A 15,446-nucleotide genomic window follows, 5' to 3' on the forward strand; every position below is an offset into this window, starting at 1 on the left:
CGCGGCGGCTGCCCGCCGGGCACGGCTTCCCGTGGCTTGGGCCATTAGTGCATCAACACATCAACACATCAACGCATCAACGCATCAACGTATCAAAGCGTGGCCGGCAGCGGCATACCCAGCCACTTCACCGTGATCGCATTGAGCTCGCCGTCCTTTTTCACTTCCGCCAGGATGGCGTTGACCTTGGCCTGCAGCTTGGGCTCGCCCTTGTTCAGGCCGATGAAGCAGGGCGAGTTCTTGATCAGGAACTTCGGCTCCGGCTTCTTGGGCGGGTTCTTGGCGAGGATGGCGGCTGCCACCACGTTGCCCGTCGCCACCAGTTGCACCTGGCCGGACAGGAACGCACTGATGGTGCCGTTGTTGTCTTCGTAGCGCTTGATGGTGGCCGTCGCCGGGGCGATCTTGCTCAGCTCCAGGTCCTCCACCGCGCCGCGCGTCACGCCGATGGTCTTGCCGGCCAGTTCGGCGGCACCGGTCACTTTCTGGTCGGCCGGGCCAAACACGCCGTTATAGAACGGCGCGTAAGCCTCGCTGAAATCGATGGCCTTCTCGCGCTCGGCGTTCTTGCCCATGCTGGAGATCACCAGGTCCACCTTCCTGGTCTGCAGGTAGGGCACGCGGTTGGTGCTGGTCACGGGCACCAGTTCCAGTTTCACGCCCATCTTCCTGGCAATCAGCGCCGCCACGTCGATATCCAGTCCCTGGGGCTTCATCTCGGCGTTGACCGAGCCGAACGGCGGAAAGTCCTGCGGCACCGCGACCTTGAGCACGCCGGCCTTGACCACATCGTCCAGCGCTTCGGCGCCGGCGGTTTGCATTGCGAAGGCGAGGGCGGCGGCACCGAGGCCGAGGAGGAGTTTGGAGAGCTTCATAAGGGTCCTTGCTAGCTTGCCGTTGGGGTGGAAATTCAAAGATTCGAAATAGCGAAATAGAAGAAACAGGTCGTTGCTATCTACCGGTTGCCCGCGCGCTCAGGCCGCATGACCCAGCGGGCTCAACGCCTGGCGCAGCGGATCCGGCGGGGCCGCCGGCGTGGCGGCGCTCAGGCCGGCCTCGACGTGGCACAAGTGGGCGTCCATCAGCGCGATGGCGCGCTCGGTATCGCCAGCGGCTAGCGCTGCCACGATCAGCACATGCTCGGCGCAGGACTCGCTGGCCTGGTGACTGGACTGGTAGCGCATGGCAATCAGCGTGGTGCGCGCCGTCAGGTCGCGCAGCGTGTCGGCCAGCAGCACATTGCCCACGCATTCGCCCAGGCATACATGGAAGTCGCCCAGCAGGTAGCTGCGCACGGCGGCGTCGTCGGCGCTCAGCGCGCGCTGCTCCTGTGCCACGTGCTCCTGCAACCGGCCGATGGCGGCGGCGGAGACCGGCGCCGCATAGCGCAGCAAGCCAAGCTCGATCGCACGCCGGGCGGCAAATGCCTGGCGGGCCTCCTGCCGCGACGGCTCGATCACAAACCAGCCGCGCCGCGCCGACACCGTGACGATGCCGCGCGCGGCCAGCCGGGTCAGGGCTTCGCGCACCAGCGTGCGGCTGACGTCGAACAGCCCGGCCAGCGCCTGCTCGCCCAGCCGCGTGCCGGGCCCCAGGCGCTGGGCCAGGATCGATTGCGTGATGCGCTCGGCAATCTCGGCCGAAGTGCTGCCGCGGGCGGGGCCGGCGGCATCGCAGAAGGCTGGCATGGAGGGGGCGGCGAAAGTCATGCCAGCCTCAGACGCAAGAGGTATGCCAGACTGATATACAAGCGTGATGTGCAGATTTTGTACACAAAACAGCCTTGGCCCGGGCTGGGCGCGCACCAGTTGGGCGCGGCCTATGTCGCTGGCGAGTGCAGGTGCACGACAGTGGTGCGGCGAGTGCTGGCGGCGTAGTGCCCAGGCTGCGTGCGCAAGGCGCGGCCGATCACTTGGGCGAGGCGATGCACTTCGGGCCCGCCGCTAGCATCGGTGGACGTCTCCACCCTGCCGCCGGAAGGGATTCCCACGCCAGGCGTAGCCTGATCCGATCACCACCCGCCGCCCAGCGCCCGGAACGTCGCCACCGCGGCGCGCGCGTTGTCGGCGTGCACGCGGGCCTGCTGGTCGCGCGCGGCCAGCAACTGGCGTTCCTCATCCAACACCTCGAACAGGCTGACGGCACCACCCTTGTACGCATCTTCGGAAGCGCCGCGCGCGCGTTCGTGGGCGTCGATCTCGGTGCTCAGCTCCTTGCCTTGCGACTCCAGCTCGGTCAGCGTGACGATGGCGTTCTCCACGTCTTCGGTGGCGCGCAGCATGGCCTTGCGGTAGTTGACCAGCGCCTCGGCGTTGGCGCCCTTGGCTTGCGCCACCTCGGCATCCACGCGGCCGAAGTCGAACAGGCGCCAGCGCAAGCCCGCTGCCGCCACCGGCTGGAACGCGGCGGCGGAAAACAGCTTGCCGCCGCTCAGGCTCTCAAAGCCTAGCAGCGCGGACAAGGATAGCTTGGGGTAGTACTCGGCGGTGGCCGCGCCGATGCGCGCGCTGCTGGCGGCCAGCCTGCGCTCGGCCGCGATCACGTCGGGGCGGCGGCGCAACAGGTCGGCGGGACCCTGGGCCACGGAGATGGCCGGCACGGCCACGCCGTTCGGCAGGGGGCCAAGCTCCGCTGTGTAGGTGCCCGGCTGCGCGCCCATCAGCACATCGAGCCGGTTCAACTGGGTTTGCAGCTCGATCCGCAACGGTGCAATGGTGACGCGCGCCTGCGCCACCAGCGCTTGCGCCTGGGCTACCTCGCGGCTGGATGCGAGCCCGTCGCGCAAGCGCAATTGCACCAGGTCCAGCAGCTTGCCGTTGTTCGTCACCTGCTCCTGCGCAATGGCAATGCGCTGCTGCGCGCCGCGTACGCGCAAGTAGGCATCGGCGGCCTCGGCCGCAACCGAGATGCGCACGCCAAGCTGGTCGGCCTGCGCGGCCTGCGCCTCGGCGTCGGCCGCCTCTGCGCCACGCCGCAGGCCGCCGGACAGGTCGATCTCCCAGCTCGCGCCCGCACCCACATCGTAGAGCGCGGCATTGCGGTCGTAGCCGGGGAACTTGCTCGCGATCTTGCCTAGCGGGCTTTCCAGCGACTGATGCACCTTGGCCGCCTGCGCCGACAAACTGCCTTGGGGCAGCAGTTGCGCACCGGCCTCGGCGGCAGCGGCCCGCGCCTGCTGCACGCGGGCGAACGCGGCGGCCAGGTCCAGGTTCTGGTCCAGCGCGCGCTGGACGATGCGCGTGAGCGCGGGATCGTTGAATCCCGTCCACCAGGTATCTAGCGCTGGCGCTGGTTGGGGCGTGGCGCGTGCGGCCAGCGCATCGGCATGCGGGTAGCTGGCTGCGGTGTCGGCCGCGGGCGCCTTGTAGTCCGGGCCTACCGCGGCGCAAGCCGCCAGGCCCAGCGCCGTCAGCGCTGCCGCGGCGAGCGCGGTGGCCCGCGCCGCGTGCCGGCGCAGGTGCTGGTACGGCTGCTCGGGCGCGAGTCCGGGGCGGGGCGGGGTACGGCTCATGTCCATCTCCTTCAGGGATTCGGGGAAATCAGGAAGCGGCTTGATCGCCGCCCCACTGGCTTTCTTTAACAAGTTACTTGCATGATGATATTTACAACTCTATACTAACTTGCATCTTGCTAGCAACCTGATTTCCCGGAGGTGGCGGACATGCAGAAAGAGCCGCTCGACAACGCGCCTTGCCCCATTGCCCGCAGCCTGGCGCGGGTGGGTGAGCCGTGGAGCATCCTGATCCTGCGGGAGGCGTTCTATGGCAACAGCCGCTTCGATGAATTCCAGAAGCAGCTGGGCATTGCGCCCAACATGCTGGCGCGCCGCCTCGAAACCCTGGTGCGCGAGGGCCTGCTTGCGCGGCGCCAGTACTGCGAGCGGCCGCCGCGTTTCGAATACCTGCTGACTGCCCGGGGCCGCGAATTCCGCCCGGTGATGCTGGCGCTGCTGGCCTGGGGCAACCGCCACTTCTCGCCGGAGGGCGAGAGCTTGGTGCTGGTGGACCGCCAGACCGGCGCCACCGCTATCCCGATCCTGGTGGATGCGCAGACCGGGCATCCGATTACCGATGACGGTCACATGGTCGTGGCCGGCCCGGCTGCCAGCGAGGGCGTCCGCGCCAAGCTCGAAAAGGCGGCGCGCGCACGCGCGGCCCCCATCCCCGATGTCCCGCAGCCAACAGTCCATCTGTGAAAGCACGGCAGCGTTAGCGCGCTGAGGCAAAAGTCAAAGCAAAAGTTAGAGCGAAAACCAGAGGAAGCGTCATGACAAGCGACATCACCGCCGAGCGCGCAGGCCCGGCGCCCATCCCCGTTGCCAGCAAGCCCCGCATCAGCCGCAAGCGGCTGATCCTGACCGGCGCGCTCATCGCCGCCGGCCTTGGCGCCGCCACCTATGGCCAGCACTGGTGGACGCACGGCCGCTTCCTGCAAAGCACCGACGATGCCTATGTCGGCGGAGAAGTCACGGTGATTGCGCCGAAGGTGCCGGGCTACCTGGCGCAGGTGCTGGTGACCGACAACCAGCAGGTGCACGCCGGCGACTTGCTGGCCCGCATCGATGACCGTGACTACCGCGCCGCGCTGGCCAAGGCGGAAGGGGCGGTGGCCGCCCAGCAGGCGCTGCTGGCCAACCTGGACGCCACCCGCTCCTTGCAGGAAGCCGTGATCGGCCAGGCGCGGGCGGCGGTCACCGCGGTGAATGCCGACACCCTGCGCTCGCGCGACGACCAGGCTCGTTACCAGAGCCTGGCGGCCAAATCGGCGGTATCGGTCCAGAGCGCGCAAAAGGCCGACTCGGACTACAAGCAAGCTCTCGCCAACACGCAGAAAGCGCAGGCCAGCCTGCTCGCCGCGCAGCGCCAGGTCGACGTGATCGCCACGCAGAAGCTGCAAGCGCAGGCGGCGCTTGCGCAAGCCGTTGCCGAGCGCGACATCGCCAGATTGAACCTGGGCTACACGGAGCTGCGCGCGCCCATCGATGGCACCATTGGCAACCGCCGCGCCCGCGTGGGCGCCTACGCCGCGGGCGGCGCGCAACTGCTGTCGGTGGTGCCGGCGCGCGGCCTGTGGGTCGATGCGAATTTCAAGGAAGGCCAGCTTGCGCATCTGCGCCCGGGCATGCGGGCCACGGTGGAGGCCGACGTGCTGCCCGGCCGCGTGTTCCACGGCCGCGTGCTCAGCCTGGCGCCGGCCACGGGGGCACAGTTCAGCGTGCTGCCGCCGGAGAACGCCACCGGCAACTTCACCAAGATCGTCCAGCGCGTGCCGGTGCGCATCATGCTGGATGACAACGAGGCCGCGCTGGCCATGCTGCGGCCCGGCTTGTCGGTGCTGGCGCAAGTCGATTCCCGCGCCGACGCGCAGGTGCAACCATGAGCAGCACCGTCCTGGCCGGCCCGGGGCAGGCCACGCAGCCAGCCGTGCCCGTGCAGCCGTCTGCGCCGGCGTTTTCCGCGGCCTCCATGAGCACGGCCGCCAAGGTGCTGGCCTTCGCCACCATGTGCGTGGGCATGTTCATCGCCTTGCTGGATATCCAGATCGTCTCGGCCTCGCTGCGCGACATCGGCGGTGGGCTGTCGGCGGGCGCCGATGAAACCGTGTGGGTGCAGACCAGCTACCTGATCGCCGAGATCATCGTGATTCCGCTGTCGGGCTGGCTGTCGCGCGTGATGTCCACGCGCTGGCTGTTTGCCGTTTCGGCGGCAGGCTTTACGCTAACCAGCCTGCTGTGCGGCATCGCCTGGAACATCCAGAGCATGATCGCCTTTCGCGCCATGCAGGGCTTCCTGGGCGGCTCGATGATTCCGCTGGTGTTTACCACGGCCTTCGCCTTCTTCGGCGGCAAGCAGCGCGTGATCGCCGCGGCCACCATCGGCGCCCTGGCCTCGCTGGCGCCCACGCTCGGGCCCACCGTGGGCGGCTGGATCACCGACAACTACTCCTGGCACTGGTTGTTCTTCATCAACCTGGTGCCGGGCATCTTCATCACGGTGGCGGTGCCGCTGCTGGTGCGCGTGGACCGGCCCAACTGGTCGCTGGTGCGCGGCGCCGACTATCTCGGCATGACGCTGATGGCACTGTTCCTCGGCTGCCTGCAGTACACGCTGGAAGAAGGCCCGCGCTGGGACTGGTTTGGCGACGACGTGATTCGCACCACCGCCTGGATCTCGGGCATTGCGGGTGTCGGCTTTGTCTGGCGCAGCCTGACCTACGCACAGCCGGTGGTGGACCTGCGCGCGCTCAAGGACCGCAACTTCGCACTCGGCTGCTTCTTCTCGTTCATGACCGGCGTGGGCATCTTCGCCACCATCTATCTCACGCCGCTGTTCCTGGGCCGCGTGCGCGGCTTCAGCGCGCTGCAGATCGGGCTGGCGGTGTTCTCAACCGGCGTGTTCCAGGTCATGTCGATCCCCGTCTACGCCTTCTTCGCCAATCGGGTGGACCTGCGCTGGCTGATGATGTTCGGGCTGGGCTGCTTTGCCTTCTCGATGTGGCAGTTCGCGCCGATCACACATGACTGGGGCGCGCAGGAACTTTTGCTGCCGCAGGCGTTTCGCGGCATGGCGCAGCAGTTCGCGGTGGCGCCGGCGGTCACGCTCACGCTGGGGGCGTTGGCGCCGGAGCGGCTCAGGCTGGCATCCGGGCTGTTCAACCTGATGCGCAACCTGGGCGGCGCGATCGGCATCGCCAGCTGCGCGACCATCCTGAACGACCGCACCAACCTGCATTTCCAGCGCCTGGCGGAGCACCTGAACGACAGCAACGAGGCCATGGGCGCGCTGCTGCAGGCGGTGGGCAGCAATATGGCCGCGCTGGGGCACGACGTCGCCGATGCGCAGTCCGCCGCGCTCAGGCAACTGTGGGCACTGACCTGGCGCGAGGCGCAGACGCAGACGTTTGGCGATGCCTTCCTGGTCATCATGGTGTGCTTTGTCATCGCCACCGCCATGGTGCCGCTGCTGCGCAGGGCGGGCCCGCCCATGGCGCCATCGGCCGATGCGCATTGAGGCCTACCACACCCGGGAGATGGATCATGAACACCCGTTTAGCTAGCGCGCTGGCCTGTGCCACGCTGTTTGCCGCCCTGGCGGCACAAACCGTCCACGCCGGCACGGAGCGCCCGCGCGACGCCGGCGTGGGATGCGCCCGCGCCGACAACCGCTACTGCAAGGCGCCGCCGGGCGCGGCGGCTGGCGATGCGCAAGCGCAATGGCCGGCCGCTACGCGGCCGGCTTCGTCCACCACCCCAAGGAGCTTGTGATGAAAACCAGGGAAGTTGTGTTGTGCCACCCCGTTCGCACCGCCATCGGCGCCTATAACGGTTCGCTCAAGGCCACGCCGGCAACCGAACTGGGCGCGGCGGTCATCCGCGAGACGGTGCGGCGCTCCGGCGTCGATCCGCAGCGGATTGGCAGCGTGGTGTTCGGCAATGTGATCCAGGCGGGCAACAGGATGAATCCCGCCCGGCAGGCGGCCATCGGCGCGGGCCTGCCGGTTTCGCTGCCGGCGATGACGGTCAACCGCGTGTGCGGGTCGGGCGCGCAGGCCATCGCCAGCGCCGCCGATGAAATCTGGCTTGGCCATGTCGACGTGGCGATTGCCGGTGGCATGGAGAATATGGACCAGGCGCCGTACCTGATGCCCGCCGCCCGCTGGGGCAGCCGCATGGGCGACGCGGCGCTGCAGGACAGCATGCTGCGCGATGGCCTGGTGGATGCCTTCTCGGGCGAGCACTCCGGCTGGCATACCGAGGACCTGGTGACCCGAAACAAGATCGGCCGCGACGAACAGGACCGCTGGGCAGAGCGCTCGCAAAGCCACTTTGCCCGCGCGCAGGAGCAAGGCCGCTTTGTGGAGCAGATCATCGGTGTGCCCGTGAAGGCGAAGGGCGGCACGTCCACGTTCAACGTGGATGAAGCGAACCGGCCGGATACCACCTTCGAGATTCTCAGCAAGCTGCGTCCGGCGTTTCGCAAGGACGGCACCATCACCGCGGGCAATGCACCGGGACTCAATAGCGGCGCGGCCGCCATGCTGGTCGCCGAGCGATCGCTGGCCGAGAGCCTCGGGCTGGCACCGATGGCCCGGCTGGTGGCCTATGGCGTAGGCGCCGTCGAGCCAGGCTTGTTCGGCCTTGGGCCTGTTCCCGCTGTGCGCCAGGCGCTGCAGCGGGCGCAATGGGCGCTGGGCGATGTCGAGTGGCTCGAGATCAATGAGGCCTTCGCGGCGGTGCCCCTGGCAGTGGCGGGCGAACTCGGGTTGCCGCTCGACATCATCAACGTGGAGGGCGGCGCGATCGCGCATGGCCATCCCATCGGCGCGACCGGGGCGGTGCTCACCACACGCCTGCTGTATGCGATGCGTGCGCATGGGCTACGCCGGGGCGTCGTGACGCTGTGCATCGGGGGCGGGCAGGGCATTGCGCTGGCGCTCGAAGCCCTGGATTAGACGGCACCGGTGAGGCCGGCATTGCGGCGTTTCAATCCAGCTATCATGCTGAAAGTATCAAGATGCCGAAGCGGAGTCGTCGACCATGCAAAGAAAAACCTTCAGGAACATGCAATGCCCCATCGCCCGCGGGCTGGAACGGGTTGGCGAGTGGTGGAGCATGCTGCTGATGCGCGAGGCGTTCTACGGCGCGCGGCGTTTCGACGACTTCCAGAAGAACCTGGACATCGCACCCAACATGCTCACGCGCCGCCTCACCGCGCTGGTGGAGGAGGGGTTGCTGGAGCGCCGGCAGTACTCGGAGAAGCCGCCGCGCTACGAATATGTGCTGACGCAATGCGGGCGGGATTTCCTGCCCGTGCTGCTGGCCATGCTGGCCTGGGGCAACAAGCACTTCGCGCCGGAAGGCCCCAGCGTGGAACTGCGCGACAAGGAAACCGGCAAGGTGGTCGATCCCGTGCTGGTGGATGCCGGCACGGGCGAGCGGCTGAATTTCAAGCGGCATGCCCTGGTGGCGGGCCCGGCCGCCGCGGACGGCATGCGCCGGCGCCTGGCATCCGCCGCCAGCTTCCTGGGGGGCGCGGAGCAAACCGGGGAGGCGGGCGGCGCGGTGCTCGCCGGCGACCTGCCGTAGGCGCTTTGCGCTGTCAGCCACTGCTGGCCACTGTTAGTCACTGTTTGTCACTGTCAATCAAGTAGGACATCGAAGCGGGGAACGTCATGAAGATTCTGGTCCTGGGCGCTGGCGCCATGGGTGGCTACTACGGCGCGCGCCTGATGCAGGCGGGGGCGGATGTCACGTTCCTGGTGCGCCCACGGCGCGCCGAAGCGCTGGCCAGAGATGGCCTGACCGTGCGCAGCGAGCTTGGCGATATCCGCGCCGCCGTGAAGACGGTGCTGGCCGAGGACGCCAAGGCGGACTACGACCTGGTCCTGCTGGCATGCAAGACCTACGACCTGGACAGCGCGATGGCCGCGCTGGGCCCGGCGCTTTCTGCCAGCGGGGGCAAGCGCGCGGCGATCCTGCCGCTCGTCAACGGGCTGCGTGCGTATGAGACGCTGGACGCGCGCTACGGCCGCGACAGGGTGCTTGGCGGCGTGTCGTACATTGCCACCACGCTCGACGCCGCTGGCGCGGTGGTGCATCAGGGCGCGGTCGACAGGCTCATCGTGGGCGCGCGTGCCGAGTCGGCACAGGGCCTGGCCGCGGCCTTCCATGCGCTTGCCGCCAGCACGCCCGGCACGCGCGAGTTGTCACCAGTCATCGACCAGGCGCTGTGGAACAAGTGGGTGATGATCTCGGCCGGTGCGCTGATGACCTGCCTGATGCGTGGCGCCGTTGGCCAGATCGTCAGGACGGTGGACGGCCGCGCGCTGATGCAGCAGGCCATGGACGAATGCGCGGCGGTGGCGCGTTTGTCCGGGTACGCCTTGCCCGAGCCGGTGGCCCAGGCCATGGCCGCGCGCCTGCTGGACGAGAACTCGGCCTGGGTCGCCTCCATGATGCGCGATATCGCGCAGGGCGCGCCCCGCCTGGAGGCGTACGACATCGTCGGCGACATGGCGCAGCGTGCCGCGCGGCTGGGGCATGCGGTGCCGCTGGTGCGCATCGCCTATAGCCACCTGCAGGTCTACGAAGCGCAGCGCGCCGCGGCCTGACGCGCCGAGGCCGCCTGCGCGGCGGCGGCCGCGCGGCGCTCCCGCGCCGCATGCCGGAACATGCCCGGCCCCACGCCAAAGTACGCTTTGAAGGCGCGCCCGAAGGCGGCCTCGGAGGCATAGCCGCATTGCTCGCCGATGCTGGCCGCGGAGCCGCGGTCCAGCGTCAGCAGGCGGGCGGCCATTTCCATGCGCAAGGTGGTCACGAACTGCAGCGGCGTCTCGCCGCTGAGCTGGGCGAAGCGCCGTGCGAACGTGGCGCGCGACACATTGCACACCGCCGCCAGCGACGCCACCGACCATGGCTCGGCCGGCGCGCGCAGTACCGCATCGATCGCCTTGGACAGCCGCGCATCGGCCATCAGCGCCAGCAGGCTATGCGTGACGCCGCCCTGCGCGATCAGCGCGCGCAACAGCAGGGTCAGCAATGCGGTGGAGAGCTGCCCGATGACCGCCGCGCCACCAGGCTCGGGCGCCTGCGCCTCGTTGCGCATCATGTCGATCAGCGCATGCAGCCAGGCGCAATCGGCGCGCTGCGCGGTGGCCACGCGCAGCACCGGTGGCAGGTTGCGCAACAGCACCGTGCCCGGCAAGCCCAGCACGAACGTGCCGCACAGCATGTCCAGCGGATGCGCGTCGCCGGGCATCGTCACCTCGGTCAGCAGGCCATTGAAGCGCGTGGTCTGGGCCGGCATGGCGGGGTGCGCCCCTTCGGCCCCCTCGGTCCCATCGGGCAGGCTGCGCAGCGTATGCGCGCTGCCATGCGGGAACAGCAGCACGTCGCCCGCAGCGAGAGAGATGGCCTCCTGCGCCACCAGCGCGCGCGCCTGCCCCTTCAGGATGATGTGATACGGCAGGTGGCCGGCGGGCGCTGCCGCGTTGTCCACCCGCCAGTTGCCGGCGAAGTGGCAGTGCAGGTCGACGGTGCCGGCGGGCGAAAGCATGCGCACAAGTTCGGTCAGGCTATCCATGGCGGGAACGGAGTCATCAAGACGGATACGATGTGTTGAGACGATAGGGCAAGATAATGCGACGATTATATGCGGTAAGTCGCATCTGGCGCGCCTAGACTTCAGTCCATGGAAGCAGCGCAACAAACACAGCGCGGGTCCATCAACCAACCGCAAAGGAGTGCCGTCATGTCCCGTCTTCACACTATCAACCCCGCCGAAGCCACCGGCCAGGCTGCCCAACTGTTCGCCGCCATCAAGGGCGCCGTGGGCAAGGTGCCCAACGCTTACGCGGTGATCGGCAGCAATGCCCCCGAGGTGCTGGCCCACGCACTGCAAACCGGCGCGCTGCTCAAGAACGCCACGCTCAGCGCCCGTGAGCTCGAAGCGATCAACCTTGCCGTCAGCGAAGCGTCGGGTTGTGACTATTGCGTGGCCGCGCACACCATGACCGGCAAGATGGCCGGCTATACCGCCGAACAAACGCGAGAGCTGCGCGCCGGCGAATACCCGCAAGACAGCAAGATCGACGCGCTGGTCCGCTTCGCACTGGCCGTGGTCACGACTTCCGGCACGTTACCCGCCAGCGTCGTCGCCAATGTGCGCGAAGCCGGCTACACCGATCGCCAGATCGTCGAGAGCATCCAGGCCATCAGCGCGATCCTGTTCACCAATATGATCAACCGCGTCAACGATACGGCGATCGATTTCCCCAAGGTGGCGTGACAGAGGGCGGGGCGGCCGGCCAGGCCGCTCCCGCCGCCAGCGCAGCGCGCCGGGGCGTGCCCGAAAAGTCACCCGCCTGCGCTATCATCTGGGCCCGATCGCCAAGAGCGCTCGGGCGCTTCGTTGTATTCCCGACCCAAACCGTGCTCGACGTGCCTATCTCCAACCGCCGCCTCAAGCTGCGCGCGGATGCTGTATCCGCTATGGTTTCGGGCTCAGGCCATTCAGGTGCTTGACCAGCTTGCCCAGCGTGGTGGCCTGGATCAGCAGGCTGAACACCACCACCAGGTAAGTCACGCCGATCAGCATCTCGCGGCCGGGAAACTCCGGCAGCGATAGCGCCAGCGCGATCGAGATGCCGCCGCGCAGGCCGCCCCAGGTCATGATGGTGGCCGAGTGGGGATTGAGCCGGCGGAAATTCTGCAGCGCCAGCAACGGGATGGCCACGCTGATGCCGCGGGCAACCAGCACCACGGGAATCGCCGCCAGCCCCAGCCAGACGATATGCAGCTGCAGCGACAGCGCGATGATCTCCAGCCCGATCAGGCCAAACAGCACCAGGTTGAGCAACTCGTCCAGCAGGCCCCAGAAATTGAACAAGTGCTCGCGGGTCTTCTCCGACATCGACTTGCTGGTGCTATGGTTGCCGATCACCAGGCCCATGATGACCACCGACAGCGGCGCGGACACGTGCACCGCTTCGGCCAGGCTGTAGCCGCCGGTGGCGAGCGCCAGCGTGATCAGGATCTCGACCGGATAGCTGTCGATCCCGCGCAGCAGCACCGACGCCACATAGCCCACCACCATGCCCAGCACCACCGCGCCCAGCACTTCGCGCACCAGCGCTAGCGCCACGTGCGAAGCGGAGAATTCGGTGGCGCCGGTAGCCAGCCCCACCAGGGTCAGGAATGCCACCACCGCGGTGCCGTCGTTGAACAGCGACTCGCCTGCGATCTTGGTTTCCAGGCTTTCCGATGCGCCCGCGTTCTTGAGCACGCTGAGCACGGCGATCGGATCGGTAGGGGAAATCAGCGCGCCGAACACCAGGCACCACAGCAGGCTGACCGGGTGGCCCAGCCACTGTGCGACATAGAAGAAGCCGAACCCGACCGCGGCGGTCGAGATCACCACGCCGACCGTGGCCAGCATGACCACGGCCCGGCGCTGGCGGCGCATGCGCGAGAGGTCGACGTGCAAGGCGCCGGCGAACAGCAGCAGGCTGAGCAGGCCATGGAAGACCACGTCGGAGAAATCGATCTGGGCCACGAGCTTGCGGGCCTGCGCGACCATTTCAGGGTGGTTGAAGCCGAGGATGGACACACTCAGGCAGGTCACCAGCCCGACGGCCGTGATGCCCAGGGTGTCGGGCAGCTTGATGAAGCGGTGGTTGATGACGCCGAAAATGGCGATGAGGGTGAAAAGGGCGCCAGTCCCTTGGAATACAGTCATGCGGGGAGTTCTCCTTGCTGATGGGCGTTGCGGGTGTTTCGAGCGGGTGTTTCTAGCATTACGGGCACTACAGTCATGCCGGCACTAGCAGCACTAGCAGCACTAGCAGCACTAGCAGCACCACCGGCATTCCGCGCCGGGTGCGCCGTCATGTGGATTTTGTGCCACACCAACCATACCAGCAATTGTGAAATTTCTCCAAATGGCGCCCGCCTGACGAAAAAAGGGGGTTCAGCAGCCGCTGAACCCCCTTGCTTACCTGGCTCGCCGCCTGCTCAGCGGTTCAAGCCCCGGACCCCATCGCGCCGCCATGCGCGCTGGCCAGGCGGAACTGGCCCACCGCATCGGCCAGCTTGTTGGCTTGCTCATGCAGGAAACCGGCCGCCGCCGAGGCTTGCTCGACCAGCGCCGCATTCTGCTGCGTCGCCCCGTCGAGCTGGCTCACCGCCTGGTTGACCTGTGTGATGCCCACGCTTTGCTCGCTGCCGGCATTCGAGATTTCGCGCAGCACCTGCTCGACCTGTTTCACGCTGGCCACGATGCTGTTCATCGTCTCGCCGGCGTCCCGCACCAGCTCCGCGCCCGAGTCCACCTTGGCCACCGATTTGCTGATCAGTCCCTTGATCTCCTTGGCGGCCTGGGCGCTGCGCTGGGCCAGCGTGCGGACTTCGCCAGCCACCACGGCGAATCCGCGTCCCTGTTCGCCGGCGCGGGCGGCTTCCACGGCAGCGTTGAGCGCCAGGATGTTGGTCTGGAAGGCGATGCCGTCGATGACCCCGATGATGTCGTGGATCTTGGCGGAGGCGGTCGAGATTTCCTGCATGGTGGTCACCACGCGAGAGACGGCATCGCCCCCCCGGTTGGCGACCTGGGAGGCCGCGGCCGCCAGCTCGCCGGCGCGCACGGCGGCCTCGGCCGAGTTTTGCACGGTGCCGGTGAGCTGGTCCATGGCAGCCGCTGTCTGCTCCAGGCTGGCCGCGGCTTGCTCGGTACGCGCGGACAGGTCGATATTGCCCTGCGAGATTTCGGCGGTTGCCGTACGAACCGATTCGCTGCTGTCCCGGATATCGATCAGCACCGTGGCGAGCTTGTCGGCAAACTGGTTGAACGCACGGGCGATCTGCGTGACCTCATCATTGCCGTCGGCCGGCAGGCGCTTGGTCAGGTCGCCGTGTCCGGAGCCGATTTCGTCCATCGCCTCGCGCACCTGGGACAGCCGCCGGAACGCAGAGGCAGTCATGACCGAGCCGACACCCGCGGCGAGGAAGGCCACCGTCACCAGGGTCATGAACATGGCCTGCAGCACATTGTGCAGGCCGGCCAGGGCTTCATCCTCATCCATGGCAACCACCACTTCCCAGTCGGAGTTCTTGACCGGCTCCGCATGCAGCAGCTTGGTGGCACCCGCGATCTTCACTGCGAGGGGCTGGTCGGGATCCGACAGGCTGGCCAGGGCGTTCGCCGTCAGGTCGGCGGACAGATCGGTGGCCGGCTTGAGGTTGAGCCTGGCATCCGGATGCGCCACGATGCGCCCGCTCTTGTCGGCCAGGAAGGCAAAGCTGGCCGGGGTGGGGTGGATGGCGTTCACGGTGGAGGTCACGGCGTCCAGGTTCACATCGGCGGCCACCACGGCCTTCAACTGGCCATTGGCCAGCACGGGCAGGGCCAGCGTCACCACGAGCTTCTTGGTCGCGACATCTTCATACGGCTGCGTGATGACCAGCTTGCCGGCGCTGACGGCGGCCTGGTACCACGGGCGGCCCGTGGGATCGTAGTCGGCGGGGATGCCGAGGTCGCGGGAAAACACCGCATGCTTGTCCGGGTAGCCCGCGTAGGCCACGACAAAGCCGCCGGATTTTTCCAGCTGCGTGACCGCAGACATGGGATCGGTGGAAAGGCTCTCCGGGGAGACGGCTTGCACCATGTCGGCCCGCGCGGTCAGCCACTCGGTGATGGCTTGCGCGTTGCCTTGGGTGATGGTGGCGAGGTTTTGCCGCAGCGTGCGTTCGTCGCTGTGCTTCGTGACTACGTAGGTGATGCCGGTGGATGCCGACAGGGCGGTGACAACGATGGCGACACAGGTCGCCGTAATGCGTGTACGGAGCGAGAGAAGCATGCGCGTTGGGTAGGGGGCGGTGGTTGAAAAAGGCCTCCGACAATTTTGTTGTCGGCCAGCATGCCCCGGCTAACGGAAGGCTGGAGGGGAACTGT

14 protein-coding genes are annotated in these 15,446 nt (G+C 67.6%); 8 read left to right on the top strand and 6 right to left on the bottom strand.

Annotated features, from left to right (window positions below; genetic code table 11):
• Positions 1–92 precede the first annotated feature (92 nt).
• The 3 genes from RR42_RS27130 to RR42_RS27140 form a co-directional block, all read right to left on the bottom strand.
• Positions 93–875, bottom strand: coding sequence for a transporter substrate-binding domain-containing protein (locus RR42_RS27130; RefSeq protein WP_043354554.1), 783 nt, complete (start codon positions 873–875; stop codon positions 93–95).
• A gap of 99 nt (positions 876–974) precedes the next feature.
• Complete coding sequence (locus tag RR42_RS27135) at positions 975–1,709, bottom strand: GntR family transcriptional regulator (protein WP_236702204.1); 735 nt, start codon at positions 1,707–1,709, stop codon at positions 975–977.
• A gap of 302 nt (positions 1,710–2,011) precedes the next feature.
• Positions 2,012–3,511, bottom strand: coding sequence for an efflux transporter outer membrane subunit (locus tag RR42_RS27140; protein ID WP_043354556.1), 1,500 nt, complete (start codon positions 3,509–3,511; stop codon positions 2,012–2,014).
• Positions 3,512–3,661: 150 nt separating this feature from the next.
• Here RR42_RS27140 and RR42_RS27145 point away from each other — a divergent pair, with 150 nt between their 5' ends.
• The 7 genes from RR42_RS27145 to RR42_RS27170 all read left to right on the top strand — a co-directional run bounded on the left by RR42_RS27145 (position 3,662) and on the right by RR42_RS27170 (position 10,110).
• Positions 3,662–4,195: a winged helix-turn-helix transcriptional regulator gene (locus tag RR42_RS27145; RefSeq protein ID WP_043354558.1), complete on the top strand. Its 534-nt coding sequence runs from the start codon at positions 3,662–3,664 to the stop codon at positions 4,193–4,195.
• 71 nt (positions 4,196–4,266) lie between these two features.
• Complete coding sequence (locus RR42_RS27150) at positions 4,267–5,379, top strand: HlyD family secretion protein (RefSeq protein ID WP_043354560.1); 1,113 nt, start codon at positions 4,267–4,269, stop codon at positions 5,377–5,379.
• Positions 5,376–7,010, top strand: a complete 1,635-nt coding sequence (locus RR42_RS27155) for a DHA2 family efflux MFS transporter permease subunit (protein WP_419188912.1) — start codon at positions 5,376–5,378, stop codon at positions 7,008–7,010. Before RR42_RS27150 ends, RR42_RS27155 begins: the two co-directional genes overlap by 4 nt.
• Before the next feature lie 26 nt (positions 7,011–7,036).
• Positions 7,037–7,264: a hypothetical protein gene (locus RR42_RS39975; protein WP_144409967.1), complete on the top strand. Its 228-nt coding sequence runs from the start codon at positions 7,037–7,039 to the stop codon at positions 7,262–7,264.
• Positions 7,264–8,451, top strand: coding sequence for a thiolase family protein (locus tag RR42_RS27160; protein ID WP_043358034.1), 1,188 nt, complete (start codon positions 7,264–7,266; stop codon positions 8,449–8,451). The genes RR42_RS39975 and RR42_RS27160 overlap by 1 nt, the downstream gene beginning before the upstream one ends.
• Before the next feature lie 85 nt (positions 8,452–8,536).
• On the top strand, positions 8,537–9,085 hold the full coding sequence (locus RR42_RS27165; protein ID WP_043354562.1) for a winged helix-turn-helix transcriptional regulator: 549 nt from the start codon (positions 8,537–8,539) through the stop codon (positions 9,083–9,085).
• An 86-nt stretch (positions 9,086–9,171) separates the two neighbouring features.
• Positions 9,172–10,110 carry a 2-dehydropantoate 2-reductase gene (locus tag RR42_RS27170; protein ID WP_043354563.1) on the top strand — a complete coding sequence of 313 codons (939 nt, stop codon included), beginning with the start codon at positions 9,172–9,174 and terminating at the stop codon, positions 10,108–10,110.
• Here the strand turns inward: RR42_RS27170 and RR42_RS27175 are convergent.
• Positions 10,083–11,081: an AraC family transcriptional regulator gene (locus RR42_RS27175; RefSeq protein WP_043354564.1), complete on the bottom strand. Its 999-nt coding sequence runs from the start codon at positions 11,079–11,081 to the stop codon at positions 10,083–10,085. The genes RR42_RS27170 and RR42_RS27175 overlap by 28 nt on opposite strands.
• Before the next feature lie 168 nt (positions 11,082–11,249).
• On the opposite strand from RR42_RS27175, the gene RR42_RS27180 reads away from it, so the two are divergent.
• Positions 11,250–11,786 carry a carboxymuconolactone decarboxylase family protein gene (locus RR42_RS27180; RefSeq protein WP_043354566.1) on the top strand — a complete coding sequence of 179 codons (537 nt, stop codon included), beginning with the start codon at positions 11,250–11,252 and terminating at the stop codon, positions 11,784–11,786.
• Between the two features lie 201 nt (positions 11,787–11,987).
• Here the strand turns inward: RR42_RS27180 and RR42_RS27185 are convergent, their stop codons facing one another.
• Both RR42_RS27185 and RR42_RS27190 read right to left on the bottom strand, forming a co-directional pair.
• A complete protein-coding gene (locus RR42_RS27185; protein ID WP_043354568.1) occupies positions 11,988–13,235 on the bottom strand; it encodes a cation:proton antiporter in 1,248 nt (415 codons plus the stop codon).
• Positions 13,236–13,518: 283 nt separating this feature from the next.
• Positions 13,519–15,351 (bottom strand): methyl-accepting chemotaxis protein, encoded by a 1,833-nt coding sequence (locus tag RR42_RS27190; RefSeq protein WP_052494999.1) that lies wholly within the window; start codon positions 15,349–15,351, stop codon positions 13,519–13,521.
• Positions 15,352–15,446: the final 95 nt, after the last annotated feature.

It is taken from the genome of Cupriavidus basilensis (assembly GCF_000832305.1).
Classification (GTDB): Bacteria; Pseudomonadota; Gammaproteobacteria; order Burkholderiales; family Burkholderiaceae; genus Cupriavidus; species Cupriavidus basilensis_F.

Excerpts from the sequence above, each read along its gene's own strand:
- RR42_RS27130 (WP_043354554.1), bottom strand. The coding sequence starts at position 875 with ATGAAGCTCTCCAAACTCCTCCTCGGCCTCGGTGCCGCCGCCCTCGCC.
- RR42_RS27135 (WP_236702204.1), bottom strand. The coding sequence starts at position 1,709 with ATGACTTTCGCCGCCCCCTCCATGCCAGCCTTCTGCGATGCCGCCGGC.
- RR42_RS27140 (WP_043354556.1), bottom strand. The coding sequence starts at position 3,511 with ATGAGCCGTACCCCGCCCCGCCCCGGACTCGCGCCCGAGCAGCCGTAC.
- RR42_RS27145 (WP_043354558.1), top strand. The coding sequence starts at position 3,662 with ATGCAGAAAGAGCCGCTCGACAACGCGCCTTGCCCCATTGCCCGCAGC.
- RR42_RS27150 (WP_043354560.1), top strand. The coding sequence starts at position 4,267 with ATGACAAGCGACATCACCGCCGAGCGCGCAGGCCCGGCGCCCATCCCC.
- RR42_RS27155 (WP_419188912.1), top strand. The coding sequence starts at position 5,376 with ATGAGCAGCACCGTCCTGGCCGGCCCGGGGCAGGCCACGCAGCCAGCC.
- RR42_RS39975 (WP_144409967.1), top strand. The coding sequence starts at position 7,037 with ATGAACACCCGTTTAGCTAGCGCGCTGGCCTGTGCCACGCTGTTTGCC.
- RR42_RS27160 (WP_043358034.1), top strand. The coding sequence starts at position 7,264 with ATGAAAACCAGGGAAGTTGTGTTGTGCCACCCCGTTCGCACCGCCATC.
- RR42_RS27165 (WP_043354562.1), top strand. The coding sequence starts at position 8,537 with ATGCAAAGAAAAACCTTCAGGAACATGCAATGCCCCATCGCCCGCGGG.
- RR42_RS27170 (WP_043354563.1), top strand. The coding sequence starts at position 9,172 with ATGAAGATTCTGGTCCTGGGCGCTGGCGCCATGGGTGGCTACTACGGC.
- RR42_RS27175 (WP_043354564.1), bottom strand. The coding sequence starts at position 11,081 with ATGGATAGCCTGACCGAACTTGTGCGCATGCTTTCGCCCGCCGGCACC.
- RR42_RS27180 (WP_043354566.1), top strand. The coding sequence starts at position 11,250 with ATGTCCCGTCTTCACACTATCAACCCCGCCGAAGCCACCGGCCAGGCT.
- RR42_RS27185 (WP_043354568.1), bottom strand. The coding sequence starts at position 13,235 with ATGACTGTATTCCAAGGGACTGGCGCCCTTTTCACCCTCATCGCCATT.
- RR42_RS27190 (WP_052494999.1), bottom strand. The coding sequence starts at position 15,351 with ATGCTTCTCTCGCTCCGTACACGCATTACGGCGACCTGTGTCGCCATC.